We start from the raw sequence: 26,673 nt of genomic DNA on the forward strand, positions 1-26,673 counted from the left end.
GGAAAGAAAAAGCGTTAAATATTTCAGGACATGAATTGGGACGGCGTACAGGTTAAGGTATAACAAAACATGATTTTCAAACACCGTTAGGGGAGGTCACCAATGGATACTGGCACACACGTTGTCATGGGTGTTGCGCTCGGCGGCATCGCAACGTTGGATCCCGTCGTCGGCATGGATCCTTCTATGGCTCAGGCCGTAATGATTGCGACCATCGCCGGATCACAGGCTCCTGATATCGATACGATTTTAAAATTGAAAAACAACGCTGTTTATATAAGGCATCACAGAGGGTTGACACATTCAATTCCCGCCGTCCTCATTTGGTCTATATTGTTTCCGGGGATTCTGTATTTGTTCTATCCGGGAGCGAACCTGCTGCATCTTTGGCTGTGGACGCTCGCCGCAGTCGCATTGCACGTGTTCGTCGATATTTTCAATGCGTACGGCACCCAGGCGATCAGACCGTTTTCAAGAAAATGGGTGGCGCTTGGGTTGATTAATACATTTGATCCGTTTATCTTCGTGAGCCATCTTGCGGCCATCGCCGTCTGGCTGGCGGGCGGGCATCAGGGCTATACGTTTTTAGCCCTCTACATCATCCTGGCGGGATACTACCTGTTGAGATTTTGGATGCAAAGGCGGATCAAGCAATCGCTTCGCCAGAAAATCGATGATATTGAAGAAATCATCATCTCGCCGACAATGAAATTCAGACAGTGGCGAATCGCCGTCAAGGCAAAATCCGCTTTTTACGTCGGCAGAAGCATCGACGGAAACGTCGTTATCGTCGATACGTTCAACAGGGTGCCGGTTCCCGAATCATCTGTTATGAAAGCGGCAAAACAAGATAAAAACATTTCTGCTTTTCTTTCTTTTTCCCCTGTCTACAAATGGGAAATCGATACGTATCAAGACCATTATGAAGTCCGGTTCATCGATTTGAGATACCGCAGCAAAGGGCACTATCCGTTTGTTGCCATCGCCCATATCGACCGGGACACCATGGAATTAATCACATCCTATACAGGGTGGATTTTCAGCGAAGAAAAGCTTCAGAAAAAATTAAAGCTTGGCTCTGTTTAAGAGCCAAGCTTTTTTCTTCTCCGGCTGTACCATATACCTGCGCCAAGACTGATGATGGTGATAGCGAGTGTTTCTTTGAAGTACGGCGGCTCATATACGAGCTGTATGTCGTTTTCCCCTTTATCGACAGTGAAGCCGATGAAGGAATAGTTTGCCTTTTGAACGGTTTGTTTTTTACCGTTCACCGTGACTTCCCAGCCTTTTTCAAATGGGATCGGGAGCACCATATAGCGGTCTTTGTTTAAGTTTTGATAGCTGATCGACAATTTATTTTGTTCCCACGTCATATGCGCAGACGGCGCCTTTTTCGCTGCCGCTTTTTTTAGGGCTTGATAATTCTCCTGATACAGTTCGAGATCATCAAGTTTGTACGTTCCTTCCGGCAGCCGGATCGAAATCTTATCCGCCTTCGGCACCCTGATCGTCAAATCGTAGATTCCCGTTTTATAGATCGACTGATTTGATTTTCTTGACGTGACATAGTCATTGACTTTCAAGTTGAAGAACTGGTCTTTGGCAAGGCTCTTCAAGTAAAAGCTGACATAGTAGTCGCCCTCTTTCGGGACGTCTCCGGGAGGGATGAGATCGATTCCGCCGTTTTCCGCTGTGACATGCAGCACGCCGTTTTTATAGGTTGCCCCTTTCATGCTTACGTTCGTCTGTCTGATCAAATCAGGAGCTTTCGGAGGCTTCGCTTTTTGATCAGGGTTTTCTAAAACGATTCCCTCCAGCATCGCATGTTCTTTAGCCAATGCGGGCGCCCCCGACAAATCTCTTTCTGAAAAAGCGGTATCAGCCGTACGGATGAACGGCAGTGTATATTTGTTTTTAAATACAGCATAATGCTGCGACTCGTCCGCTTTCTCAAATCCGTATGGCGCGTCAGACGCGTTCTCTTTTTCCCTCATGTAGTACTTCCCGTACAGCAGGCTGTATAAATTGGCGCGGCCGCCCATTGTCGCGTAGCGGCTGACACTTTCCCTTCCCATGTCGACCTCAAGGTCTTTCCAATAAAATAGCAGAAGGTTTTGATTAAGAATGCTCGAATACGCGCTGAAGCCGTTGAAATCCTGGATCAGCGGCGTGTTGTTGCGAACGCCGTTCATCCAGTCGATCCTTGTATACGGGTCTCCGCCGTCGTCTTTTTTCATGTTTTGCAGGAGTTTGCGCTGTTCTTCCCCGTCGTAGTCATTGCTTGTCATATAGTCTTTCGAAACACTTTTTATATCGCTTCCTTCTGAAAGGACGTATTTTTCATATACGTTGGCTATCAAAACCGTCGAAACCAATATACAGCCGTTCAAAAAAAACAGCGATTTTTTATATCTTAAACCAACAGCCGCAAAAGCGGCGATTGCCAAAAAGAGCAGAGCAAGGATGCCCCAATTTTTCAGCAATGATAAATCAACATCTTCGTACCGGATGACGGCTATGTACACAAGAAGGGTAAGCAGGCATGACCATGCGATTTCTTTTCGCTTTATGTTTTTGATCTCCGTCAAGCCGGCGGCCACGGCCGCGCCAATCGTAAATGCGAGCAAATATTCAAATCGGTTCTGAGGGGCGGAGAAGCCGTTAAATGCGCTCGCAGCGATCGGACTGAAATGGAGAAGCCCCAATACAACGCTGATTCCGGCAAACAGCCTGAATGTTTTGTTTTTGTAAAATGAAAGGACAAACAAAAACAGGACAAAGGCTGCCGGCAGAAGGATGATGCGGCTTGAAAACAAGATGTCATCCGTGAAATCGTACATCGCGATCGTCTGGTCGTACGGCGGCCGCAAATTGTTCAAAAAGCCGTATACGGCAGGGACAAAGGAAACAGCGCTGACTCCAAAGGAGATCAGACACGATACCGCAAACAGCCTGAATTGCTCCCACTTTGACGCCTCGCGGTCATAAAGCCGGATCAGCCAGCGGAAAATGACATAGATCGCAATGAAAATCAGGTTGATATAAGCAAAATAAAAATTGTTGAACAGCGTCAAAGAACAGGCAATGATAAACAGGCCGGGACGCTTTTCCCTGATGATTTTTTCGGCGCCGACGACAAGCAAAGGCACCCATAGCATGGCATCGCTGAAAAATTCCCAGAATACCGTATGGCGGAAATAGATGACCGATGTTCCGTACAAAACGGCACCTGTAAAGGCGGCCGCTTTATGTTTTACCATATAGAAAAACGCATAGGAAGTGATCAAGATGATGAGGCTCAGCTTGACAATGCTGATAAAGACCGCGGCATTCGCCCAAAACAGCGGATCGGCATCCCCCGCCATATGAAAAAGCTGCAGCAGAAAAACGGCAACCGCAGAACCGATAAACACGAAAGATGTCGTGAAATAATAGCCAAGCTGGCTGTAGATCCCGCCTCCGAGGCCGAAGGAATAGGAATAAAAAAAGTTGCCTTGTTTATACTGGTCAAATAGAAATGACTTAAAAATGACCATTTGCGCAAGCCCGTCGCCGTTCCCTACCATGTAGCGATCTTCGGTCCACTCATATAAAAAAAACAAATGGGCGGCCAAAGAAATGACAAAGCTTGAGATGACAAATAAAAATGCTGTTTTTTTCATACTTTTCCCCTGTCTCTTTTCAAAATCTTTCCTGTCAGCAAAAATGTCAGAGGAACGGTTAAAAACATGGAAGCCAGCGGTGCTGCCGCACTGTTCATTTTTAAAAGGTTGACAAAAACATACATAAACAAAGAAGACGCGGCCAAATTGAACAGCTGTGTCAGCGGAAACTGCAAAAACTTCGCAAGAGTCGGTCTGGTTTTAAATGTAAAATAGCAATTCAAGAAAAATGAAATGACAAGGCTGACAAGAAAACCGGCAATGTGTGATCCCATGTAATCAATATGCAGCACAAAATGCAGCAGCAAATAAACTACATAGTAATTCAATGTATTCAAGACGCCGACAATGGCGAAACGAATAAATTCAAGATTCATTTTTTTCATGAGCTTCTCCATGCCCGATGTTTGCCTCCTGTATTAAATAATGAGGCCGCTTCTTCGTCTCATAGTAGATTCTCCCGATATACTCGCCGATGATCCCGAGGCTGAGGAGCTGAACGCCGCCAAGAAACAAAACCGCAGAAATGATTGTAAAATAGCCCGGAACGATCACGCCGTATTTTAGTATCCGAATGAACGTTGCAATAATATAGATCAGCGACAGAAAAAGAATGAAGATGCCGGTGTAGAAGCAAATTCTCAGCGGTCTGTTGTTAAACGAAACGATCCCGTCGATCCCATAGTTCAACAGGTGGCGGAACGACCACTTTGATTTTCCGTTTTTCCTCTCGACATTTTCATAATAAATAATTTTTTGATCAAAGCCGATCCAGCAAAACAAACCTTTTGAAAAACGGTTTCCTTCGCTGAGTTTCAAGAGCGCGTTCACGGCTTTTCTGCTTAACAGGCGGAAGTCGCCGACACCGTCCCGCAAATCAACCTCAACCGCTTTGTTGATAAAACGGTAATAAAGCGATGACAGATAGGAACGGATCGGATTGTCTCCCTTGCGGTTCCGCTGGGCGATTACTTGATCATAGCCTTCTTCAAACCCTTTAATAAAATCGTGGAGAAGGTATGTCGGATGCTGCAAATCAGCGTCCATCACAACGACCGCATCGCCCCTGGCGTGTTGAAATCCGGCGAGAATGGCCGCTTCCTTGCCGAAGTTTCTTGAAAATGAAATATATTTCACCCGCTCGTTTTTTTCTGCCAGATTTTTTATTTCCTCCAAAGTTTGATCTGTACTGCCGTCATTTATGTAGTAAATTTCATAATCATACTCAATGGATTGAAATTCGTTCCTTAATGATTCATAAATCAGTTTAATGTTGCTTGCTTCATTATAGGAAGGAATAATAATTGAAACGAATCCTTTCTTCACTTAAAGGCACCTCTTTTGGACATAATAAACTCGCATCCGGCATGCTGAGCAGGATACTTTACGCACACCTTATTACAGCAAAAAGAAAGCCGTAGGTATGCGGCACTATTTTCTACAAGATTATTTTGTCATTATATCAAACATCTATGAACAAGTGGCAAAAAATGATATCCCATCAGGAAAAATAGCGAAGAACAAGGGTTAGTTTCCCATTTTTATGATAGTTGTCTTACTGGAAAATATTGATCCATATCAAGTGCCGGCTTTTCCCCAAACGCCAAAGAAGCGGCGAGTGAACCGGCATAAGGGCCGATCGTTAAACCGGAAGGCCCGAAACCTGTGGCTGCGATCAAACCTTTAGGTCCCGGAATATATCCGAGAAGAGGCAAATAATCCTTTGTAAACGGACGGAATCCGACTCTTATTTCTTCCAGGGTGGCGCCATGAAGCCCAGGGGCAATGGACAAGGCTTCAGCCAACACTTCCTGCATCCCTCCGGCGGTGATCCTGTAATCGAATCCGGAGCCGGTTTCCCGTGTCGCTCCTGCCACAACCCGCGAACCGGAAAATGAGACGATGTAGTGGTCTGTATCAGGCAAAATGACCGGCCAACTTCCAGTCTCATGCCCCTGAAGCTTCAAATGAACGATCTGGCCGCGCTGGGGCTCCAAAGGAAGCCGGATGCCCAAAGGCTGAAGCAGTTGATTCGTCCAGGCGCCTCCAGCCAATATCACCGCGTCTGCGGACATCAGGCGGCCGTTTATGGTGACGCCCTTTACTGCGCCCTGTTCAACAGAGAGCTCTGCTTTACCGTTCACCAAGACGGCGCCGCACTTTTTGGCCGCCGAAAGAAGCGCATTCCGGAGCAGATGGCCGTCAGCGCGGGCCGCTCCTGACACATAAATCGCTTTAAGTCCTTCAGCAAGCGGCGGAAAAAGCCGTTTTGCTTCATCGTTTGATAAACGGGCGATGTCGCCGGCTTCTGGCGCTTCACGCTTTTGTTCTCTTAATTTTCTTTCAATTCGGTCGAGGGCATCAATGTCTCCGCTGACCCGCAGCGCGCCGGTTTTCGCGTAGCCCACATCAGTTTCCCCATCTCCTTCAAGCTGTGAAACAAGAGAGGGATAATATGCGGCGCCTGCTTTTGCGAGACGATACCATTCTTCGCTCCTGGAAGAAAACCACGGACAGATGATTCCTGCCCCCGCTTTGGTTGACTGCCCTTCATGTCCTTCATCCAGAATCGATACTTCCGCTCCTTTTTTCGCGAGATGATATGCGGCGCTTGCGCCGGCAATCCCCGAGCCGATGACGATTGCTTTCATTTCATCACATTCCTTTCATACATTCAGATGAAGAAACATTAATGCAGCAGTCCGTTGTCTGTAGAGAATAAATCTTGAAAAGAAGATTTGTCGGTCTGGAATAAATGCAGATGGCTGCCATAGTGGTCAATCCATTCTAAAACGACGCGCTCTGTCAGTTCTTTTCCTCTATATGGATGGCCGGCTTTGGCAAATGTCGATTCAAAGTCTTCCCATAGCAGTTCAACCCATGTTCTCGCCTGTGCGTAGCTCAGCATATGGTTCTTTTCAAGAAGCGCATTTGTCAGCTTTTCAAAGTGTCCTTCCACCTTGAATATTCCCTCCTTCCCTTAGGAAAAAACTTTCTTTTTGAAAACGTCATCCTTTTCATATACTAACATTACGTCTTCTGAAGCGAAGACGCAAACATTTTGGACTTGAATGGAGGAGCCTAAAAAGATGCGGAATAAAGCAAGAGGCTTTCCGAACATGAACAACAATAAATTTGAAGGTGAGCCCCGGGCCAAAGATGATTTTGCTTCAAAGCGCCCTGACGGAAGCACAAATACCCACCCGCAAGAAAGAATGAGAGCTTCCGGCAAACGCTAAATTTTTCTGGATGGAGTGAGTTTCTTTGTGTGCAAACCGTAAACCGTATACAAACGATTTTAACCAGATGAAAATGCAGAATTATCCGCAGCCATGGGCGAACACGAAGCATGCTCGCGCACAGGTCAACGGAGAAACGCAGCAGACCCAGGACTTGATCATTCTCCAGCGCAATACGCGCATCCGCACAAGGTAGCCGCCAATAGGAAAAGGGTTAAGCTTGTCCTTAATCCTTTTCCTTTAATAGTGAAATCGGCAGCGCCTCTTCAGCATCAGGTGTTGCTGCGCGGTGCCCCCAGGCAAAAACGCCGTTTAAGTAGCGGATATAAAAATCCTCTCCCGCATCTTCAATTTCGTATACTTCGCCTGGCTTAAAATCCGCCGGATTTAACAGGTATGCCTTTGCCATCGCGATTTTCCGCTCATGGACGGCAAGCTCATTAACGATCCCCATCTGTTCCGCCTTTCTCGCCTTTTCGGTAAGGTTCCCGATCTCCCTTTGCAATTCGGCCGCTGTCATGTCACTGTATCTTTTCTCCATGTTTTCATCCCTTTTCATCTAGATATTGATCGATCATATCAAGCGAAAATCCTTTTCTGAACAAAAACTGTTTGACCTTCATTTTCGTTTCATAAGAACCGTCGTAATGATAGCGCCTCATCGCTTTTTCTCCCTGCTTGTCCAGCGCTTCTCTTTCCGAATCGTCATCATTTTCATAATCGATTTCCAAAAGAGCCGCACTGATCGCTTCAAAGGAAAATCCCTTCCGGATGAGCTGCTGTTCGATCGCTTGTTTTGTCTCTCTTGAGGATAGCTTTTTTCCTTTTTTGAGCAGTTTTTCGGCGTGCTTTACAGCGGCTGCAACCTGCTCGGAAAATGTAAATGAACGCAATGCTTCCTGAATCAGGTCTTCATCGATTCCTTTTAATTGAAGCTCCTTGTATAGGACGTCCGGGCCTTTGCCGCTCGTTTTGCGGTGGGTGCTGACATAAGCGGCCGCAAATTCCCGATCGTCCAAATATTTATGGCTTTTTAGCATATGGATGATTTCTGTCACCGCAGAATCTGCGACGCCTTTTTTCTTGAGATGGTCTTTGACTTCTTTTGTCGAGCGCATCCTGTATGAGAGATAATCGAGCGCTTTGTTAAAGCCCTTTTTAATATCATCTCCATACTGGATTTCGATGACGTCAAGCTCATCAAGCAGTTTTCCTTTTCGCAGATCGAACTTGACGAGAACATCCATATCGACGCTGAACGCGTATTTTTCGTCCAGAAAAATATTGACCCGGTCTTTATTGTTTTTCTGGGCGGAAATTTTAGTGATATACGGCATAAAAAGCTCCCTTCTCTCGTTTTCTTTTTTTACAATAAGGTAAAGGATCACCAAAAGGGAGAGATCATGATGAATATTGCGATTGCCGGCGGAACTGGTTTTATCGGAAAACATTTGATTAAAGCGTTAACCGCCGGAGGACATCACGTCTATATTTTATCAAGAAAACCGGCAGAAACCGAACAAAAAAACATTTCATATGTTCTTTGGCAAAATGACGGCGCCCTGCCGGAAAGAGAGCTGCCTGAGATTGAGGTGTGGATCAATTTGGCCGGAGCGACGATTTTCGGGCGCTGGACCGAAAAAACGAAGGCGGTCATTTTGCAAAGCAGGCTTCAATCCGTGAAAGAGAGCGCCCGCATCATTCAGGAGCAAAAGGTAAAGCCGAATGTCTATATTCAAGGAAGCGCGGTCGGAATTTACGGGACGAGTGCTGACAAAACTTTTACAGAAACATCGTCTGTTTCAGACGGGGATTTTTTAAGCAGGACGGCGGCCGCCTGGGAAAAAGAAGCAAAGCAAATCGAAGCGCTTGGAATCCGCACCGTCTGCATGCGTTTTGGCGTAGTCCTCGGCAAAGACGGCGGCGCTCTTTCGAAGATGGCGCTTCCTTATCAATGGTTCGCCGGGGGCAGAATCGGTTCCGGCCGCCAGTGGATGTCATGGATTCATATTGATGATGCTGTCGGCATCATTCAATCCGCCATTCAAAACAGCCATCTGTCAGGTCCGGTCAATGTCACGGCTCCAAATCCCGTGCGAATGGAGACATTCGGAAAAACGGTCGCCAAGGTGAAAAACAGGCCGCACTGGCTGCATGTTCCTGGATTCGCGCTCAAAACCGTTCTTGGCGAAATGAGTCTTCTCATCCTGAAAGGACAGCGGGCCATTCCGGAGAAAAGCCTTTCAAACGGCTACCATTTCCGCTATCAAACGATAGAAGACGCCCTGCTCGATTTACTTGTTTAAGCACTTTCCCGCAATCGCCTTGTATCTTTTCCGATCTTCACGGCGTAAAATATAGAACAATTCGTTACAGCTGATATGAATAGGGAAGGCAAATGGTGCGCCACCAGATCTCTGGTTTTAGTGGGTTCGATTCCCACCCCGAATTTTTTAATGTACAGGCAAGCCGATTCGCATATTAAAAAATTTCGAGGGTGGAGCAAGCGACTTTTTTCAGTTATCAACCGCCGCCCTCGCGTGAAGGAGGGGCTCCCATGCTGAAAAAACGTGAAATGAACGACTGCCATGCGCTTTTTGAGCTGATGACACACCCTGAGGTTTTTCCTTTTGTCCGGAATAAGGCGGAGACCATTGAAGAGTACATGTTTCACGTCAAGAACATCATCGAGGATGAAGAACAGGGAAAACTGATATCCCGCACGATTCTTGATGAATGGAACCAGCCGATCGGCTGCATCAGCTTATATGAACTAGAGGAACAGCAGGGGTTTTTGGGGACGTGGCTCGGAAAGCCTTATCATGGAAAAGGCTACAATCAGCGGGTGAAAAACGCATTCTTCTGTGAGCTCTTTTATGAACAAAACATTGAGGCGGTTTTCATGAAAATCAGAAAAACAAACACCCGCTCCCTCAAAGCCGCACAAAAGCTGCCATACGCGGTTCAGACGGACTCCGGCAGGCTGAACAGCGCGGACAGCGGCGCCTATCATTTATTTGAAATTCCTAAAGATCTCTATATTCTACACAGCCTGAGGGCGTTTGAAGGCGGAAGCCGCCGGCTGAAAGAAGCCTAACATGGTATAAATGCCTCTAAAACGGACAGCCTGTGAATAAATCTGATGTTTAGGAGGCTTTAAAAATGGCTGAAAAGAAAAAGCGTGACCAAATTAAATCGACCTTGACCAAAACGCAGGAAGTCATGTATCAGCGGGAATTTAAAAGAGCAAAGCGGGCCGCCAATGAAAAATCATAATGCATAGCGGCAGCCTGATCGGCGAACAATAACAGATGACCGGCTGATTAATGACGAGGAGTGATTTCGAATGGGCAGAAATTCAATCCACAAAAACCGGGATAAAAACAAACAAAAGCTTCCCCAAGTGCCTGATCAGTATAAAAAAGAAACTGACGGCGTTTATGAGGAATATTCTGCAGAGCTTGCCGATCAGGATGACCGCGAAGCTCGAAGCCGCATGGAGGCAGCTGACAACCGCGCCAAAGAGCGGCAGTCAAAGTAGCATTTCGAAAGCCCTGTTAGCAGGGCTTTCTTCTTTAAGAAAGCTCCGTAAGAAGCTGCTTTGCGGGTGTCCTTGTTTGCGCTTCGGGTATTTCCGCCGGATAGCCGATCTGCAAAAGAGCGGCAAACCGTTCATTACTGTTCAGCCCCATTAATTCCTGCAGTTTACGATTATAAAGGATCTCTCCGCTTTTCCATACCATCCCGATTCCCTTTTCCCAGGCGAGAAGCTGAAGGTTTTGGATCAAACAGCTGACAGCTGCGAAATCGTCATTTCTGGCCCGTTCATTTTCATCTTCTTTTACAACGACAAAAAGAAACGCCGGGACACTCATGATATGCTTCCTGAATTTTTTAATTTGTTCTTCCGTCCGATTGGGCTTTATTTCCTTCAATACCGCATCTAAATTGTCGGCGTGCTTCTTTTTTCCGCTCTCAGTACCGATATAAATAAACCGCCACGGCTCGGTCAGCCGGTGGTTGGGCGCATAAACCGCGTCTTCGAGCAGCTCAAGGACAAGCTCTTTAGGCACGGGATCATGTGTAAATTTTCGTATCGTTCTTCTATTTCTTATTGTTTCACGAACGCTGCCTTTTTTAGCTTGCAAGGTATCGCTCATATAAGCGCCTCCTCAAATGAAAATGATTATCATTGTTGATTATAATCGTTTATCATCACGTTTTCAATGATAAACCGCCTGTTCAACCGGAGGCCCTCCATCCTGAGCGGCCGGAATTTTAAATGTCGATTACCCGCTTTTCCGCAAAAACGGCCGTTCCCGTCATCAGCACCTTCATCCGGCCATTTTCTTCGAGAACTCCGATTTTCACTCTGCCGTCCTTGCCGATTTCCTGCCCCTGTTCGATCAGAAACTCCTTTTGATCCGCTTCACAAAATGGCTGGCCGTATATTTTCATATAAGCCCCCATCACCCCGGAAGCCGTTCCTGTAACAGGATCTTCAATTGTCCCGGAATATGGCGAAGAGAAATGCCTGCCGTGAAGGTGGCTGTCCTGATGGATCGTCTCTAAAGAAAAAGGATGGACAGAAGCGCTGGGCATGTCCGTCAAAATCGCTGGGAACTCTGAATTGTCCGGCTCCATCTTCCGGCATGCATCCAAGCTTTGCACAGGTACCAGCAGCGTCCAAATCCCTGTGCTTCCGTATACTGGCGGCAAAGCATCATGAAAATCAGCTTCAGTAATGCCAAGGGCTCCGGCCAATTTTGCCCGGTCTCCGGTAAATGGGCGAAATTCCGGCGGAGCCTGCTCCAATGTCATAAAAAAACGCTGTTCTTCCTCAGAATAATCCGTTTTAACTGTGAGATTTCCCGCCTTTGTCTCAATCTTCAGCTCCTCGCCTGCTCCGACCTCGCCTTTCTCATAAAGCGCATAAAGAGAGGCCACGGTCGCATGGCCGCATAAATTCATTTCATGCCCTGGCGTAAAATAACGGATGCGAATGTCAGCCGACTGGCTTGACAGTAAAAAAGACGTTTCGTTATATCCTGCTTTTTCGGCAATCTTCTGCATCTCTTCATCAGTCAAATGGCTTCCTTCAAGCACGATCCCCGCCGGATTTCCTTTATCCGCGGCTTTGGAAAATGCATCATATCTGAGAACTTCGACTTGTTTCATATGGATCCCCCTGGTATCTGGCTTCCTGTTTATTATAAGCGGAATATTTTGATTTTTGAATCGAATCCGGCAGCCGAACGAAAAAAGCTGTCTTCTATGCATGAGAGACAGCTTTTTCGTTGGTCTATACCGCTAATCAAAACCAGTCGTCACTTCGTCCTTCTCCCGATCAGCCTCGTCACGAGAAACATCGTGGCCGGAAGGGATCTGTTTTTTCTGTAGGCCAAATACTTTCCGCGCCAAACCGGTTTGTATTTTTCTTTGAAAGAGCGCAGGCCGCTGAAACTGTACATATATCTGACATTGTTAAAAATCACGGCGGCGAGCCGCTCCGTCCAAAATGACTGAAAGGACGTGCCGACGTTTGAGAGCGGGGCCATCCCCATATTAAACGCGGTATAGCCCTGTTCTTTGCCCCATTGAAACAGATGAATAAACAGCGCATCCATAATGCCCTTCGGGGCGTCTTGCGAATAGCGCATCAAATCGATAGAAATCTCGCCTTCCTGGTACATCGGCATGATATTCATAAAAGCGACGATTTCGCCTTCCTTATCTTTCAATACGGCGATCGGCGCCTTCTGCAAATATTCTTCCTTAAAATATCCGAGTGAAAAGCCTTTTTCCTTTTTTCGTCCGAGCCACTCATCAGATATGTCTTTCAGTTGCTGGAGAAATTCATGGGAAAACGGCGGCTGTTCGACATGAAACGTATACCCTTCCCGCTCAAAACGATTGTAGATCGCCCTTAATCCGGCCCGCTTTTTCCCTTTAATCGTGAACGGATTGAGATCGACAATCGCTTCTTCTCCAAGCTTAAAGAAGCGGTAGCCGAAATCATGATAGAGCCCCATATCCTCCCGCTCAATCTGATAGAAGGTGACGAGATACCCTTTTTGATCAGCCAAATGAAGAAATTCTTTTAAAATGAGCGGAAAGGATTCTTTTTGGCCTGACGGATCACCGAGAACGACGAGACGCTGGCCGATTTTGGCGAATTGAATCAGCGCATTGCCGTCGCTGGAATAGAAAAACCGCTTATCTCCCAGGAAGCCTAAATGGCTTAAAGCGTTCCCGCCCTTTTCGTTTAAAAATTGCTCCAGCTTTGCAAAATCGGGCTCTTCGCCGATCGGCTTTACCTTTCTGTTGAACTGCCAAATAAAAATGACGCAAAACACCGGAACAAAAAATAAAGCAAACATTGTCGTATAATTAACATGCTGTTCACTGTGGATGTAATATTCCTTTACAAGAACATGTCCAAGCCTCTCCCAGATAACGGAGGCAATGATATTGTAGTTTAAAAGGGCGAAAAGATAGATAAACCCCGCCCATGCCATTTGTGCAAATGAGTAGACAGCCCGCTCTCTCGTAAATTGCCCGCGCAGCAAAATGAACAGGATGAACACGAGAGGAATGATAAATACCGCGCTGATATTAAAACCTTTAAAAAGACTGAACACAAAAGCAAACACCAAAGCGGTCAGCGTCATATACAAGGAACGCCTTGTCCGCTTATAAAGCTCCAGCGGAACGATCAGCAGGATTAAACCAAAGCTGATAGACAGGCCGTTCAACACCGTCAGCGCATGGCGGGAAAGGTCTGGTATGAGCATGCTCCTGTCAATCGGCAGCGCAGCCGACGCAAGGACTACCGCTCCGCAGCAAAATGAAATAATAGCAAGCGAGCCATTCAGCAAACGGAGCAGCAACGCTCTGTGTAAAACGAGCAGAATGTTGGTCGTTTCAATTGCCGGGGCAATAATCGGCTTTTCTTCAAGCTTTTTCATCGTATTCCCCGTCATGTCAACAGCCGCCAAAATCAGGCCGATTCCAAATGGAATAAATGAATACGCGAGCCTGTAAAGAACGATGGCCGTCAGCGTGATTTCACTATCGACGCCAAATTGATTCAGTCCGACTAAAAAAAGCAAATCAAACGAACCGAATCCGCCGGGGACGAGGCTGATCATACCGGCGACGGAAGCGATCGTAAAGACGCCCAGCACGATTCTTGCGTCCAGTTCGACTCCCAAGGTCACAAGGGAAAAATACATGACAATCCCCGCCGCGATCCATTCAACGACAGATGCCCCTAAATATGAAAAAAAGACGGACGGTCTCATCCCAGCCATGTTTCTTCTTCTGATCAAGAAAAGGATGATCAGAACGGGGACGATCAGCGCCATTCCGATGACGCTCAGAAAGAGCCACGTCTTTTCAACAAGCAGATTCCCCGGAGAAATCAGCTTGATCAGGACGAAAATGCTGAGAACGGACAGGCCGAGAAGAACGGAAGTTGCCAGTGACGCGATACCCTTAATCAGCCGTTTGACATCGCTGACATGCTCTTTATAAAGGATCGTTCGTAAACCTGCGCCTGACAGGCCGCCGAATCCGAGAACATTGTTAAAAGAATTGGCGATCCATGAAATCTTGACCGTTTTCCATTTGGAAATCCTCATCCCGAGGGAACGGACAAGAACAAAATCGTATAAAGACATGGCCAAAATGGCAATGAAGCCGATAAAGATCAAGATAAACAGGCTGCTTCTTTCTACATCGTTTATAATCAGCATAGTTTCTTTAAAAGATAGACCGGACAGTTCTTGTTTTGCCTGGTAAATGACCAGCAGCAGAACGGCGACCGGAAATATAATTCTCAAGACTGACAGCGCACTTTTTTTCATAAAAACCTCTTCTTTCATATGTACGTGCCGTAAACACGGCGGTTTCCAGGTAATTGGATCAATTGATTACCCTCAACCATATTACTTTAAAACATCCGCTAAAAAAAGCGATATACCAAACGGCTGCCGATTCTTTCACAGTTTTAACCATCATAGCTGAAATCAGACAACCATCGGCAATAAAAAAACGCGCAAAGCGCGCGTTTTGCTTCAGGCCCAGCCCATTCTTTCCCTGAGCGACGTGATATGGGCAATGTGGTGCTTCGAATGCCAAACATAGAGGGAAAGCGCATGATGAAGGCTGATTTCTTCCCGGCTGTCTGGATGAAGATACGCTTTCTGGTAATCCGCTTCTTGCAATGCTTCAAAAAGAGCGGCCCAGCGATTGTGCAGCGATTCCAAAAGCTCAATTGACAAATTGGGGGCAAATGTGAGGGAGTCGGTCAGCCCCGCCCAGTTTTGCTCATCAAACGTTCGAATCAGCGGCACATCTTCCGTCAATGCCAGTTTACAGCGAATATAGCCGTTCAAATGGCTGTCGGCCAGGTGGGAGACGACCTGGCGAACCGTCCACCCCCCTTTCCGGTACGGCGTGTCCAGTTGTTGATCATTCAATCCTTGAACGGCTTCTTTCAGCAAAGCAGGCGCCTGTCTCAGCGCTTCGATCAATGCCGCGCGCTCGTGCTCGTCCGTTTTCTGCGGAGCGGTGAATGCCCCGATCGGATATTTGAACTGTTCCAGTTTGATTTCCCCCTTTTAATCACAGTACACCGGATGGGAAGCGTTTGTCTCCTGAAAAAGAAACGCAATCTGTTCGTATGTATTTCTCGCCTCTGATAATTCAGGCAGGTTCTCCAGTGAGAAAAAATCAACGTTTTTCGTTTCGGTTCCGGCGGCTGCCTTTCCTCCAACAATATCACAGGCGATAAACATTTTATAGACATGATAGGCGGACGGGGGATGATTGTGGCGCTTTTTATCCATGACCGCCAACAGTCTTTTCGCTTCAACTTTAAAGCCTGTTTCTTCGAATGCTTCCTTGACGGCAATTTCTTTCGGGGTAAGCCCGATATCAGCCCAGCCGCCCGGCAGAGCCCATTTGCCGTCTGCTTTTTCCTGAACGAGAAGGAGCCCGCCTTCTTTAAAAATGACGGCGCGGACATCCACTTTCGGCGTTTGATAACCCGATTCATCAGCAAAAAGTTGTTTCACTTTCAAAAAATCGGTTTCTGCGTATTCAGCGACCATTTCACAGCTGATCTCGCGAAGCCGAATAAAACGCTCCTTGTCAAATTCATCTTTTGTATAGGCGAGCCCGGCTTGGGCGAGCGCCTGGATTTCCTTCGCCCAGTCCAGCCATTTCATCTTCTTTTCCATCATCATCCCCCTCACGATATAAAAGATGCCGAATGATATACGCGGTCAAGCCATTTTTTCCGTTTTTCCGCTGTGCTGTCTTTCACTTCCGGCAATAAGAACCGTTTGACTTGCCGGACGCCGCAAAACTTCAAGATGTTGTCTTTGACCGTAATCCAGTCTGCGTCCCGCCTCCAAAACCGCAAATACCAGCCTGGAGCGTCAGCCGTGTAATAGACGGAAGCCGAGCGCGCCTTCAAGAGCCCTTTCGGCAGCTTTCCTTGATAAGTATAAGCTTCACCTGCGACAAATACCCGGTCAATGAAACCTTTTAAAATCGCCGGCATTCCACCCCACCACAACGGATAAATCAAAATGAGGTGATCAGCGTTTTTTATGATGCTCCGGTATTTCGCTGTTTCAGGGTCGTTCTTTAAATCTGACCGCCTTTTCTTTTCATTGAATACGAGAACAGGATTAAACTGTTCTTTGTATAAATCGATGACAGTATAAGAATGCTTTCCATCCTCAAGCGCCTGTACGACCCGTTTAAGAATCGCACCGTTAAAACTGTTTGGATCGGGGTGTGCGTATATGACGGCAACCTGCATGTTCGCTTCTCCTCTCTAGATTATTTGAAAAGAACCACCTGGTGGAATTATATTGTTTATTTTACATGTTTTAAAGAAATTAAGCTTTGATTCCAAAAGATGTTTTGGTAAAATAAAAATAAAAACGACACATGTGTCGTTTTAAAAGGAGGAACTATGAGCGTTGAAAACAGGCTGGGGCTGAACAAACCTTTTAATATTCTTATCGGCTCGCAAATTCTTTCCAACTTTGCCGATTGGATTCAGCTGCTGGCGGTTTTAAGTTTAGCCGGATTTCAGTTTCATGCCTCTTCTTTGGAAATGTCCGCTTTAATGATATGCTTTGCTGTTCCCGCAATTGGAATCGGGCCGTTGGCAGGCGTGCTGGCTGACCGCTATAACCGAAAAACGATCATGATGATCTCTGAAATCGGTCGTTCCTGCATAGCTTTTATGATGTTATTTGCCGGGTCCATTTGGCACATTTACGTTTTATTATTACTCCTTAGCTCATGCTCCGCTTTTTTCACCCCAGCCAAAAATGGTAAATTAAAAGAAATCATCCCCGGTCCAAATATGCAGCAAGCCGTTTCCGTCAGCGGAATGGTTGATCAAGGCAGCAAAATATTAGGGCCTGCTTTAGGCGGGGGATTAATCGCGGCCTTCGGCATCGATTTATCCTTTTATTTCAATGCGGCGCTGTTTCTTTTTTCCGGGCTTTTATTGTCAGCTTTGCCAAAAGACCGCTTTTTTGAACGAATTGATGCCGAGGGGAAGCCCCGCGTCCGGATGCTTGCGGATTTTACACAAGGTCTTGTTCTTATTCAGAAAAACAGCTTGCTTTTGACAGGCTTGGCCGTTTCCTTTTTTGTCATTTTGGTGCTGCAAATGGCAGATTCACAGATTGCCGTTCTGATCAGAGAGCTGCCCGGAGCGCCGGCCGAACTGCTCGGGTTTTGCATAGCTGCAAGCGGAACAGGGATGCTGTCAATGACCGCCTTACTCGGGAAAATCACAATTCGATCGTTTTTAAGCTGCTTTATTACTGGTTCCATGCTGCTCGGGATTTCGATCGGAAGCGCGCCATTGATCACAGGCCGGACTGAGGAATGGCTGTACATTTTATTTCCTATTGTTTTTTTGATCGGAGGGGCCGGATTTACACTCGTTTACATCCCCTTTCATATTCTCACACAGCAAACGGTTGATTCAGCGTACATTGGGCGCGTTTTTGGAACCGTTCAAAGCTTGACCACTTTGGGCTCTGTAGCGGGAATGGCCGGCGGCGGACTTCTCGCACAATGGGCCGGCGTCAAGAGCGCATTTATCCTTTCCGGAAGTCTGCTGACGGCTTTTGGAGCAGCCATTATGATATGGTCCAAAGAAAGGGGGGCATCCATTGTCACCGAAACTCACGAAGGAACAGAAAGACAAACGGAAGACTGACATTTTGAAAGCTGCTGAACGAGTCTTTAAGCGAAAAGGCTTTGAGATGACAACAATGAAAGATGTTGTTGAGGAATCCGGCTTCAGCCGTGGGGGCGTGTACCTTTATTTTTCAAACACAGAAGATATGTTCAAAGACATCATTGAAGAACATCTGGATGATTTTTTAACCTATTTAAAAGAACGCGGACATTCGGAAAAAAGTGTATGGAAGATCATACTCTCCTATCTCGATGATGTAAAAAAGGGGCTTGATGACATAGCGGAATCATTCGCACCCGTGCAGTTTGAATATTTCTTTACAAGCTGGCGGAACAAAGAACGGAAAACGTATCTGATGAAAAGATATGAAACATTTACCGCCCATTTTACTGAGCTTTTGAAAAAAGGGGCGGACAGCGGAGAATTCAATCTGCTGCAGCCGCCTGAAACAATCACAAAATTTTTCATCGCCATGAATGACACCATTGTGATGCAGACCATTTATTTAGGAAAAACGGAAGCAGACACACCGGGGCAAATTGAAGCTTTAAAACTCTACCTGAGGCATGTTCTCCAAGTCCAATGAGCCCTTGAAAAAACCCTTTCCGTCAGATGAGGAAGGGTTTTTCAGATTTTAATTTATCTTTGTGGCGGCTGTATTTAATTCTTTGATGATCTCCATTCCGCCTTGGCGCTCCCATTTCTCCACGGCTTCAGTAAAGCCCTGTTCATCGATTTCTCCGAGAATAAATTGAAATGTCGCATCATCGATGATCTTTTTTAATTCTGTTCCCCTGTCCGTCTGTGTATCGGAATGAAGCGGTTCGGCCGGATTGAGGACGGCGATTGCGCGGTTGTCCTTTTCCAGTTGTTCATGTTTGGCGCGCAGCGGGTCTTCAGCGCTCTTCAAAGCATGCTTATTGATGCCGATAAGCTGCTGGAGCGGCTGAATGTCCGCCTCCCATACACGATAGTTTTCTTGTTTTCGAATATATTGCTGATTTCCCTTCTTTTCATAGTGTACGCCTTCAATGCCGTATACCATTAAATGGTTAAGGTCCTCCTCAGCGATCCGGTCAAAAAAGGCAAGGATCTTTTTAAGCTCCCCTTCAGACTTGACGGTTGATTTTGAAATGGCAAACATGCCGCCATGGCCGCCGAGCGCCCATGTGTGCTCCTGTCCGTCAGGGCCTTTGATGCGGTTTGTGATATCAAGCTCAAGCCCGGCGTTCAGACTTTTACCCTGATCCCGCAAATTCATTGCATCGCTCATCGCTCCAATGTAGATCCCCGCTTTTCCTTGGATCACCAGTTCCTGCTGCTGCGTTTTGCCGGTCACCGCAAAATCACCGTTCATCAGCCCGGCCTTATAAAGCCTTCTCATATATGTCATCGTCTCCTGATAAGCGCCGCTCTTAAAATCGGGATACAACCTCCCGTTTTTATCCACACCCCACTCGTTCGGTGCGCCGAAGTACGATGCGAGCGTTTTGAACGCCCCGAATGTCAAATCATGACGATCGGCAAGACCGATCGTATCGTCTTTTCCATTTTGATCAGGATCCTGCTCTGTAAAAGCTTTGGCTATGTCGTAGAGATCTTCCACAGTCTCGGGCATTTTTAATCCGAGGTTGTCAAGCCAGTCTTTCCGGATCACAACGCCCTGCCTGGCCAAAGGTCTTTCACGATAAATCCCGTACACTTTGCCATCGATCGAGATATTTTTTAAAATGGTTTTATCCATTTTTTTTAAATTCGGATAGTCTTTCAAATACGGACCGATTTCCCAAAACATCCCCGAGCGCAAAGCGCTGATGACAGCCGAATCCTCAAGGTCAGGCAGGGTGATGATTTTGGGCATGTTGCTGCCGGCAAGCGCAGTATTGATCCGTTCTTCCTTTGTTGAATCAGGAACCCACATGAGGTCAAGCTTTGTCTTCGTTTTTTCTTCAATGACGGCCAGCGCTTTGCCTGTCGGCGGCTGTGGGGTATGAAGCGGAACAAGCCAGTCAAGCTGAAGCACCGATTCCTCTTCATTTGCCGCTTTTTGATCATGGGCGCAGCCGGCCGATAAGACGAACACCAATACCAAACAAAATAACCTTTTCATGCTACCCCTCCGTTTCTAAAAAAGACAACGTTTTCAAAAAGGAGAAATGCCCGTCATGCATCACCCGAAATATTATATAGCCGAGCATTCTTTTTCGATTCAGTATATGCAAAGGAAAGGATTTACCGAGATGAACGCACCGCATGGCCATGAAGGCTATGAACTGTATTATTTGCTGAACGGAGAACGAACCTACTTTATCAATCAACATGTATACACTGCTGAAAAAGGCAGCATGATCATCATCAACCCCCATGACTTGCACAGAACCTCAAGCTCGGAGGTTCAGGAATTTGAACGTATATTGATCAATTTTTCTCATGATTTTATCAAGCCCCTTCTCGCATGCAGCCGTTATCCGCTTCTTCCGTTTCCGGCACACACCAACTTCATCTCTTATCCGCTGCGGGAGCAAACAGCTGTTGAGCAGCTGTTATTGGAGATGAAGAAGGAGTGCAGTCTCAAAAAAGAAGGGTATGAGGATGTTGTCAGGGCCCTGTTGTTTCAGCTGCTTTTTAACATTTACCGGGCCCTGAAAAACGGCGGCCAAACCGAGGTGAAGCAGCTCCATCCAATGAACGAAAAAATATCGGAAATCGCCTCATACATCCACGATCACTATCATGAGACAATCACGCTGAACGGATTGGCAGAGCGGTTTTACATCAGTCCATCCTATTTAAGCAGAGTGTTTAAAAAGGTAACAGGCTTTCATCTTCATGAATACCTCCGTCACATCAGAATCCGGGAGGCCAAAAAATACCTTCGTGATACAGACGAAAAAATTTTGAACATCGCCGGGCAAGCCGGTTTTAATCATATCAGCCACTTCAATAAAGTCTTTAAAGACATCGTCGGCATCCCGCCGCTTCAATACCGGAAAAAAAGCAGGGATGCTTAAAAAGGCGTATAGCGGAACCAGTCAAAATCAGCGGCAAGCTTTTTCTTGCTGCCGCCGTTGTTTGCGTATATCCCGACCATCGTTCCCGTATGGCCTTTTTCGTCGCGGGAGCCTTCATCGCTTAAAAAGCTGGCGTCTTTCGTACCGCCCGCATGGTACCAATGCTTTTCTTCATAGCTGTAATAAAAATCCCTTGCCTGTTTATTGATGACCGCTTTTAAATAAATCGGCCCTTCCTTTGCGTTTTTTTCACCAAGCGTTTTCTGCACGCCGTTGCGGTTCTCCATCACCTTGACTTTTAACCGGTCTTCATAGATCAGGCAGCATTTCAAATAATTGTTCGTGCTGTAATAGCAGGTAAGCCCTGCCTGCTCACCGTATTCCGAAGGCGTAAAATGGAGCTTCAGCACCGCGCTGTATTGGTGGTGTTTTTCTCTTCTGACGATTGTATTTTTCGCCTGGATCTCGTGCAAATCAGCGTCGCCCGTCCACAGCCTGAGAAAGCCGGGCTTTTCCGTTAAAGACCAGCCGGAATGATCCGGATTTCTGACAAACTGCCACTGGACATCAAGCGAATCATCAAGAAAATCGTCAAAAGTCTTTTCTTCCCACCGGGTCTCCGGCAGATTCGGCGCCGTTTGGACGATGCTTGGCCCGTTCAGATTATTGATGACAAACCAGCCATCATCCTTCCATTGAACAGGATCCAAGGCTGTTTCTCTGCCAAGAGTCGTGAATCTTCCTTGATTCGGCCGGCCGCAAAGGTACACCGCCCGCCATTCGCCGTTTTGCGTTTTGACAAGCTTGCCATGTCCGGCTCTCTGTATCGGGGCCTCAGGATCTGATTGCGTTAAAATCGGATTATACGGACACGGCTCATATGGACCGTACAATTGCTTGGAACGGGCGGTCGTGATGGAGTGGGAGTAGCCTGTGCCCCCCTCGGCCAGAATGGCGTAATAATACCCATTGGTCCGGAGAAGGTGCGGACCTTCCGGAGCTCTTCGGCCCGTTCCTTCCCAAATCAGCGCCGGCTCGCCGATGATCTCTGTGCATTCATCATTTAAAGGAAAAAGCGTACATCCGGGACTAAGGAGCATATAATGTCGTCCATCATCATCGACAAAATGGGAAGGATCGATGCCGCTGCCTTCATCGATGAACACCGGTTTTGAATAAGGCCCCTCAGGACGGTTTGACTTCATCATGATCTGCCTGCGGATCAGCTTTTTGCCGTTGATCACGGTCGGTCCGTTCAATCTGTGGGTCGCGAAAATGTAGAACATTCCATCATGATAAGAGATATCCGGCGCCCAAATGCCGTGGGAATCTTTGATCCCAGACAGGTCCAGGCCGTCATTTTCGGTGATGCCGTGACCAATGATTTTCCAATTGACCAAATCCTTTGAATGTGAAATAACGATCGCCGGAAAATATTGAAAGGTTGAATTCACCATATAATAGTCTTCATCGACCCTGATGATGGACGGATCGGGATGAAAACCCGTCAACACGGGATTCGCATATGTCTTTTTAGTCAAAGCGGCCATCCCCCTCCTGACTGACGATAAACCAATCGAAATCGCAATAGCTGCCATCAGGCCCGTCTGTTCCTGCATCCGCACAGTACATTCCCACTTTGGCACCAATCCATATCCCCGGAACGGCCTGAAACACATCTCCCATCGCTGTGAAATGATGATGATCCTGGCTGTAGCTGAAACGGCATACCGCTTTTTCATCAACCTGTACGCGAAGATACACCATCCCATCGGAAACCGGGTGCTCCTCTGTTTTGATATCCTCGTTCCCGGCGTCTTCGATGCTGCCTTTATAAAATGCGATGACATGCCCTTCATTTTCGGACTTTGAAAGACCGAGATAAGCATACTCTTTTCCCATCACGGCAAGCCCGGCGCGGATTGTTTCTGATAAAGCATATAATGTCAGCTTGACCGTCGCCGTAAAGCCCGGTCCCGGAAATTTCTGCATGACGAGGTTCGGCATGCCGCCCAGTTTAAAACGGTCAGGGGAATGGCGGCTGTACAGACGAAGATGCCCCGGCCTGGCTTGGAGAGAATACCATTCCTCTTTCGGGTTGGCCTGCCATTGCCACTGAAGGGAGAGATTTTCTGACGTAAAATCATCGCTCGTTTGACTGGCGGGCTCTGTCACGTCTCCGCTTTTCATCTTCGGTTTCTGCCATTCTAAAACCGGCTCGCCGATCCCGTCTTTGTTGCTGTCTTCTCCCATTTTCGGCCAGCCGTCTTCCCAGCGTACAGGCTGGAGGTGAACGACCCTGCCGAATGCAGCGCGATCTTGAAAATGGAGAAACCACGATTCCCCGGTATCAAGTTCGACCAAGCCTCCCTGATGCGGTCCGTTTATGGCTGAGTTCCCTTGATGGAGGACAATCCGGTCTTCATACGGACCGTAGATCGTTCTGCTGCGGAGAACCGTCTGCCATCCTTCCTTCACGCCCCCCGCCGGAGCAAAAATATAATAATAGCCGTTCCGCTTATAAAGCTTCGGCCCCTCGATCGTAGGGTGGTTCAATGTCCCGTCAAATACGATTTCACCATCGTCCTCCAAAGCCGTCCCGTCTTCTTTCATTCTGCACAGGTTGAGCTTGCTTTTAATCCCGATCCGGCTGTTTGCATAGGCGTGTATCAAGTACGCTTGGCCATCATCGTCCCAAAATGGGCAAGGATCAATCCAGCCCTTTGTTTTTTTCACATGAACCAAAGGCTCCCAGCCGCAGAACGGATCCCTTGTCTTGCTCATGAAAATTCCTTCATCAGGAGTGGCGAAGTATACCCAAAACACGCCGCCATGGTAGCGAATGCTCGGCGCCCATGCCCCCTTTCCGTGAGCCGGTGCTTCATAATCTTCAAAAGGGAGTCGATCAAATACATGGCCGATGATGGTCCAATTCACCAAATCGGAAGAATGCAAAATCGGAATGCCGGGAAAACAAGAAAAACTTGAAGCCGCCATAAAAAAATCGCTGCCTTTCCGCACGACATCAGGATCTGAATAATCCATAAAAAGAACGGGATTACGAAACCGCCCGTTTCCGAGATTGGGATTCCAGACGGCCGAATACTTCAATTTCCCAGTCAAATGCTTTGCCACGAATCCTCACCCCTTTTATTTTTCCAAATAAAAGCATTTGGTAAATTTATGTTAGCACAGCTTTCGACTATGAATCTTTGTTATTGATGTCTGTTTTTCCACATTCTTTGCTTTATTTGTTTTTTGATCAAAATGACGGCATAAAAAAAGGCGAAACTGAATCGTTTCACCTTTTTTCTTACTTCATGGTTAATCTGATGCCGACTCCTGAAGCCGGGTCTTTAACAAACCATGCATCATCTTTTTCCTCCGGCCGATGCCCTGAGCTTTCCAGCCTATGAAGGATGTTTTCAAGCTCGGCCCGGTCTGGAAGCACAACCGTATAATACGCCATGCCGCAAGCTTCCGGCGGAGCAAAAGGAGCCTGATGTCCGGCCCACAGATTTAATCCGATATGATGATGATAGCCGCCTGCAGAGACAAAAAGTGCTGACATATACCGGTAATCTCCTGCAATCCCAAAACCGAGGACTGAATGGTAGAATTCTTTTGCCTGATGTAAGTCCCTCACATGAAAGTGAACATGGCCGATTTTGGTTTCTGGAGGAAGCCCCTGCCATTCTTGATCTCCGGCCTCCTCCAAGAGTCCCGCGATATCAACCGGCTCCGTTCCCATCACATAGTTCCCCTGATCATCCCGCTTCCAGCCTTCACGGGGGCGGTCGCGGTAAATTTCAATGCCGTTGTGATCAGGATCTGATAAATAAAGAGCCTCACTGACAAGATGATCGCCCTGGCCGATGTCAATTCCATGGCGGAGCAAATTTTTCAAAGCCAGGCCCAGCTCTTTGCGGTTCGGCAGCAAAATAGCGTAATGGTAAAGCCCTGCAGCCGCCCTTTCAGGGAGCACAACGGCATTTGGAATCTCTTCTATCACGAGCAGCGGATGCTTGCCGTCAGCAGTGAATTCTGCGGTCTTGTCATCCTGCTTTAATAGTTGAAACCCGATTACGTCCCGGTAAAAGGAGATGGACCTTTTCAGATTGCTGACTTTCAGTTTGACATAGCCCAGTTCTGTATGCGGATGTATTTCCTGAGTCATCATGATTTCCTCCTTTCCGGACGCTGTTAGGTTAAGACAATTTCTCAGATACTTCCTCTTGGCGTTTGGCGCGAAACAAGCCGTCCAAAGAGAGCAGGCTGCTTCCGCTCAGGGCAAGGTGGGCGGACATCGCAAGCAGGGTCAGGTCAAATTCATAGCCTGCTCCTCCGTTCGTACCCATAAAACCGGAAGAAAGCTTCACTGTGAAAATCGCTCCAAGCATGACAAGAGCAAATAAAACGCCTATGATCCGCGTACCAATACCAAGAATCATCAAGGCCCCTCCAGCCAGTTCAATAATTGCTACGATATAAGCAAGAAACCCTGGAATGCCGACACTGCTGAAAAATCCGACAGTGTTTTCAATTCCGCCTTGAAACTTCGAAATACCGTGAAGCAAGAATGTAAGACCTGTAATCAAACGTAAAATCAACCCGCCAATTTCATATTTTTTGTTCATTAGAATCTCCTTTTTTTTCATTTTTATGAATTCCAAAAGCTTTGACATCTAACAATTCACCCTATTAATCTATCGGCATATTCTAGATAATATACCAGTATATTCCTCCTTTTTTCGTTCGTTACTTACTTTGTGTAAGTCAGTATATATAAATAACAAACTTACGTCAAGATATTTTCTGAACTTTGCTCATTTATTCGAAAATCGTTATAATATGCCTAGAGAGGTGAGGAACATGAGCCTATCATCTTTATGTCCCAAATTTGAAAAAGGAATGAAAATGATAAGTCAGCGCTGGAATGGATTAATCATTCACCAGTTACTTAACGGACCGCAAAGGTTTTGTCAAATAGAATCTTCTCTTCCCATCAGCGGAAGACTGTTATCCGAAAGATTAAAAGAACTTGAACACGAGGGCATCATCCACCGCCATGTCTATCCGGAAACACCCGTACGGATTGAGTACTCCTTGACCGAAAAGGGGCAGGCTCTTGAACCGGTGATCAGAGGAATCGAAGAATGGTCGCAGAAATGGATCGAAATTGAAAGCTTACAAGAAAAAAAACATTAAAAAAGGCATGCCGACTTGTGCACTGCCTTTTTGTTTGCCTATTTTTCATTTTTCCTATAGTCAATCATATGTCTTCAAACGGCAAAACCGCCGTTTATCCTCCTTTGCGGCATTGGGATTCATGGTATATTGAAAGAGCAGAAAGGAGGCGAAATCATGAGCGCGGCACTAGAACAAACCATTAGAAACGTATTCAGAGAGGAGCTTCTGCCATTTAAAAAAGAACTCGTCTCGATAAAAAATGAAGTCGTTTTGATGAAAACTGACATCGCTTCGGTCAAAGGCGAAGTCGGTGAGCTTAAAAAAGACAT

29 protein-coding genes are annotated in these 26,673 nt (G+C 46.7%); 11 read left to right on the forward strand and 18 right to left on the reverse strand.

The window, feature by feature from the left end; genetic code table 11:
- The first annotated feature begins 102 nt into the window (after positions 1-102).
- Positions 103-1,086, forward strand: coding sequence for a metal-dependent hydrolase (locus BTR1S_RS19785; protein ID WP_006639857.1), 984 nt, complete (start codon positions 103-105; stop codon positions 1,084-1,086).
- Here BTR1S_RS19785 and BTR1S_RS19790 read toward each other — a convergent pair.
- From BTR1S_RS19790 to BTR1S_RS19810, 5 genes are all read right to left on the reverse strand, one after another.
- Entirely contained in the window at positions 1,083-3,662 is a 2,580-nt protein-coding gene (locus tag BTR1S_RS19790) for a YfhO family protein (protein ID WP_029418781.1), read from the reverse strand. The two genes, BTR1S_RS19785 and BTR1S_RS19790, sit on opposite strands and share 4 nt — an antisense overlap.
- A complete protein-coding gene (locus tag BTR1S_RS19795) occupies positions 3,659-4,060 on the reverse strand; it encodes a GtrA family protein (RefSeq protein ID WP_029418780.1) in 402 nt (133 codons plus the stop codon). The genes BTR1S_RS19790 and BTR1S_RS19795 overlap by 4 nt, the downstream gene beginning before the upstream one ends.
- On the reverse strand, positions 4,029-4,988 hold the full coding sequence (locus tag BTR1S_RS19800) for a glycosyltransferase family 2 protein (protein ID WP_006639860.1): 960 nt from the start codon (positions 4,986-4,988) through the stop codon (positions 4,029-4,031). Before BTR1S_RS19800 ends, BTR1S_RS19795 begins: the two co-directional genes overlap by 32 nt.
- A gap of 215 nt (positions 4,989-5,203) precedes the next feature.
- On the reverse strand, positions 5,204-6,313 hold the full coding sequence (locus BTR1S_RS19805; RefSeq protein WP_029418779.1) for an NAD(P)/FAD-dependent oxidoreductase: 1,110 nt from the start codon (positions 6,311-6,313) through the stop codon (positions 5,204-5,206).
- 38 nt (positions 6,314-6,351) lie between these two features.
- Positions 6,352-6,621: a YfhJ family protein gene (locus BTR1S_RS19810; protein WP_029418778.1), complete on the reverse strand. Its 270-nt coding sequence runs from the start codon at positions 6,619-6,621 to the stop codon at positions 6,352-6,354.
- A gap of 130 nt (positions 6,622-6,751) precedes the next feature.
- Here BTR1S_RS19810 and BTR1S_RS19815 point away from each other — a divergent pair, with 130 nt between their 5' ends.
- Positions 6,752-6,901: a small, acid-soluble spore protein K gene (locus BTR1S_RS19815; RefSeq protein ID WP_006639863.1), complete on the forward strand. Its 150-nt coding sequence runs from the start codon at positions 6,752-6,754 to the stop codon at positions 6,899-6,901.
- Between the two features lie 25 nt (positions 6,902-6,926).
- Positions 6,927-7,097, forward strand: coding sequence for a YpzG family protein (locus BTR1S_RS22240; protein WP_006639864.1), 171 nt, complete (start codon positions 6,927-6,929; stop codon positions 7,095-7,097).
- Positions 7,098-7,127: 30 nt separating this feature from the next.
- Here the strand turns inward: BTR1S_RS22240 and BTR1S_RS19820 are convergent, their stop codons facing one another.
- Positions 7,128-7,442 carry a YfhH family protein gene (locus tag BTR1S_RS19820; RefSeq protein ID WP_029418777.1) on the reverse strand — a complete coding sequence of 105 codons (315 nt, stop codon included), beginning with the start codon at positions 7,440-7,442 and terminating at the stop codon, positions 7,128-7,130.
- A 4-nt stretch (positions 7,443-7,446) separates the two neighbouring features.
- On the reverse strand, positions 7,447-8,238 hold the full coding sequence (gene recX, locus BTR1S_RS19825) for a recombination regulator RecX (protein ID WP_029418776.1): 792 nt from the start codon (positions 8,236-8,238) through the stop codon (positions 7,447-7,449).
- Between the two features lie 69 nt (positions 8,239-8,307).
- Between recX and BTR1S_RS19830 the strand changes: the two genes are divergently transcribed.
- The 4 genes from BTR1S_RS19830 (at position 8,308) to BTR1S_RS19840 (ending at position 10,442) form a co-directional block, all read left to right on the forward strand.
- The gene (locus tag BTR1S_RS19830; protein WP_029418775.1) at positions 8,308-9,207 is read left to right on the forward strand and encodes a TIGR01777 family oxidoreductase; all 900 of its coding nucleotides are present in this window, start codon (positions 8,308-8,310) and stop codon (positions 9,205-9,207) included.
- A 251-nt stretch (positions 9,208-9,458) separates the two neighbouring features.
- Complete coding sequence (locus tag BTR1S_RS19835) at positions 9,459-9,998, forward strand: GNAT family N-acetyltransferase (RefSeq protein WP_029418774.1); 540 nt, start codon at positions 9,459-9,461, stop codon at positions 9,996-9,998.
- A 65-nt stretch (positions 9,999-10,063) separates the two neighbouring features.
- Complete coding sequence (locus BTR1S_RS22245; protein WP_006639869.1) at positions 10,064-10,177, forward strand: YfhE family protein; 114 nt, start codon at positions 10,064-10,066, stop codon at positions 10,175-10,177.
- A gap of 70 nt (positions 10,178-10,247) precedes the next feature.
- On the forward strand, positions 10,248-10,442 hold the full coding sequence (locus BTR1S_RS19840; protein WP_029418773.1) for a YfhD family protein: 195 nt from the start codon (positions 10,248-10,250) through the stop codon (positions 10,440-10,442).
- Between the two features lie 34 nt (positions 10,443-10,476).
- Here the strand turns inward: BTR1S_RS19840 and BTR1S_RS19845 are convergent, their stop codons facing one another.
- The 6 genes from BTR1S_RS19845 to BTR1S_RS19870 form a co-directional block, all read right to left on the reverse strand.
- A complete protein-coding gene (locus tag BTR1S_RS19845; RefSeq protein WP_029418772.1) occupies positions 10,477-11,061 on the reverse strand; it encodes a nitroreductase family protein in 585 nt (194 codons plus the stop codon).
- A 118-nt stretch (positions 11,062-11,179) separates the two neighbouring features.
- The gene (locus BTR1S_RS19850; RefSeq protein WP_029418771.1) at positions 11,180-12,079 is read right to left on the reverse strand and encodes a PhzF family phenazine biosynthesis isomerase; all 900 of its coding nucleotides are present in this window, start codon (positions 12,077-12,079) and stop codon (positions 11,180-11,182) included.
- 149 nt (positions 12,080-12,228) lie between these two features.
- On the reverse strand, positions 12,229-14,769 hold the full coding sequence (gene mprF, locus BTR1S_RS19855) for a bifunctional lysylphosphatidylglycerol flippase/synthetase MprF (protein WP_029418770.1): 2,541 nt from the start codon (positions 14,767-14,769) through the stop codon (positions 12,229-12,231).
- A gap of 210 nt (positions 14,770-14,979) precedes the next feature.
- Positions 14,980-15,516, reverse strand: coding sequence for a YfiT family bacillithiol transferase (locus tag BTR1S_RS19860; protein ID WP_029418769.1), 537 nt, complete (start codon positions 15,514-15,516; stop codon positions 14,980-14,982).
- Positions 15,517-15,525: 9 nt separating this feature from the next.
- On the reverse strand, positions 15,526-16,146 hold the full coding sequence (locus tag BTR1S_RS19865) for an NUDIX hydrolase (protein ID WP_029418768.1): 621 nt from the start codon (positions 16,144-16,146) through the stop codon (positions 15,526-15,528).
- A gap of 11 nt (positions 16,147-16,157) precedes the next feature.
- Positions 16,158-16,736: an NAD(P)H-dependent oxidoreductase gene (locus BTR1S_RS19870; RefSeq protein WP_006639876.1), complete on the reverse strand. Its 579-nt coding sequence runs from the start codon at positions 16,734-16,736 to the stop codon at positions 16,158-16,160.
- Positions 16,737-16,892: 156 nt separating this feature from the next.
- Between BTR1S_RS19870 and BTR1S_RS19875 the strand changes: the two genes are divergently transcribed.
- Positions 16,893-18,161 carry an MFS transporter gene (locus tag BTR1S_RS19875; RefSeq protein WP_029418767.1) on the forward strand — a complete coding sequence of 423 codons (1,269 nt, stop codon included), beginning with the start codon at positions 16,893-16,895 and terminating at the stop codon, positions 18,159-18,161.
- Positions 18,115-18,729 carry a TetR/AcrR family transcriptional regulator gene (locus BTR1S_RS19880; RefSeq protein ID WP_029418766.1) on the forward strand — a complete coding sequence of 205 codons (615 nt, stop codon included), beginning with the start codon at positions 18,115-18,117 and terminating at the stop codon, positions 18,727-18,729. Before BTR1S_RS19875 ends, BTR1S_RS19880 begins: the two co-directional genes overlap by 47 nt.
- A 48-nt stretch (positions 18,730-18,777) precedes the next feature.
- On the opposite strand, the gene BTR1S_RS19885 is transcribed toward BTR1S_RS19880, so the two are convergent.
- Positions 18,778-20,253, reverse strand: coding sequence for an extracellular solute-binding protein (locus BTR1S_RS19885; RefSeq protein ID WP_029418765.1), 1,476 nt, complete (start codon positions 20,251-20,253; stop codon positions 18,778-18,780).
- Between the two features lie 55 nt (positions 20,254-20,308).
- On the opposite strand from BTR1S_RS19885, the gene BTR1S_RS19890 reads away from it, so the two are divergent.
- Positions 20,309-21,154: an AraC family transcriptional regulator gene (locus tag BTR1S_RS19890; protein ID WP_006639880.1), complete on the forward strand. Its 846-nt coding sequence runs from the start codon at positions 20,309-20,311 to the stop codon at positions 21,152-21,154.
- Here BTR1S_RS19890 and BTR1S_RS19895 read toward each other — a convergent pair.
- The 4 genes from BTR1S_RS19895 to BTR1S_RS19910 form a co-directional block, all read right to left on the reverse strand.
- The gene (locus tag BTR1S_RS19895; protein WP_006639881.1) at positions 21,151-22,704 is read right to left on the reverse strand and encodes a glycoside hydrolase family 43 protein; all 1,554 of its coding nucleotides are present in this window, start codon (positions 22,702-22,704) and stop codon (positions 21,151-21,153) included. The genes BTR1S_RS19890 and BTR1S_RS19895 overlap by 4 nt on opposite strands.
- Positions 22,688-24,289 carry a glycoside hydrolase family 43 protein gene (locus BTR1S_RS19900; protein ID WP_029418764.1) on the reverse strand — a complete coding sequence of 534 codons (1,602 nt, stop codon included), beginning with the start codon at positions 24,287-24,289 and terminating at the stop codon, positions 22,688-22,690. The genes BTR1S_RS19895 and BTR1S_RS19900 overlap by 17 nt, the downstream gene beginning before the upstream one ends.
- A gap of 178 nt (positions 24,290-24,467) precedes the next feature.
- Positions 24,468-25,331, reverse strand: a complete 864-nt coding sequence (locus tag BTR1S_RS19905) for a VOC family protein (RefSeq protein ID WP_006639883.1) — start codon at positions 25,329-25,331, stop codon at positions 24,468-24,470.
- 31 nt (positions 25,332-25,362) lie between these two features.
- On the reverse strand, positions 25,363-25,791 hold the full coding sequence (locus tag BTR1S_RS19910; RefSeq protein WP_029418763.1) for a DoxX family protein: 429 nt from the start codon (positions 25,789-25,791) through the stop codon (positions 25,363-25,365).
- A 235-nt stretch (positions 25,792-26,026) separates the two neighbouring features.
- Between BTR1S_RS19910 and BTR1S_RS19915 the strand changes: the two genes are divergently transcribed.
- On the forward strand, positions 26,027-26,362 hold the full coding sequence (locus BTR1S_RS19915) for a winged helix-turn-helix transcriptional regulator (RefSeq protein WP_006639885.1): 336 nt from the start codon (positions 26,027-26,029) through the stop codon (positions 26,360-26,362).
- Positions 26,363-26,673 lie beyond the last annotated feature (311 nt).

Source organism: Bacillus sonorensis NBRC 101234 = KCTC 13918 (assembly GCF_001592005.1).
GTDB lineage: Bacteria > Bacillota > Bacilli > Bacillales > Bacillaceae > Bacillus > Bacillus sonorensis.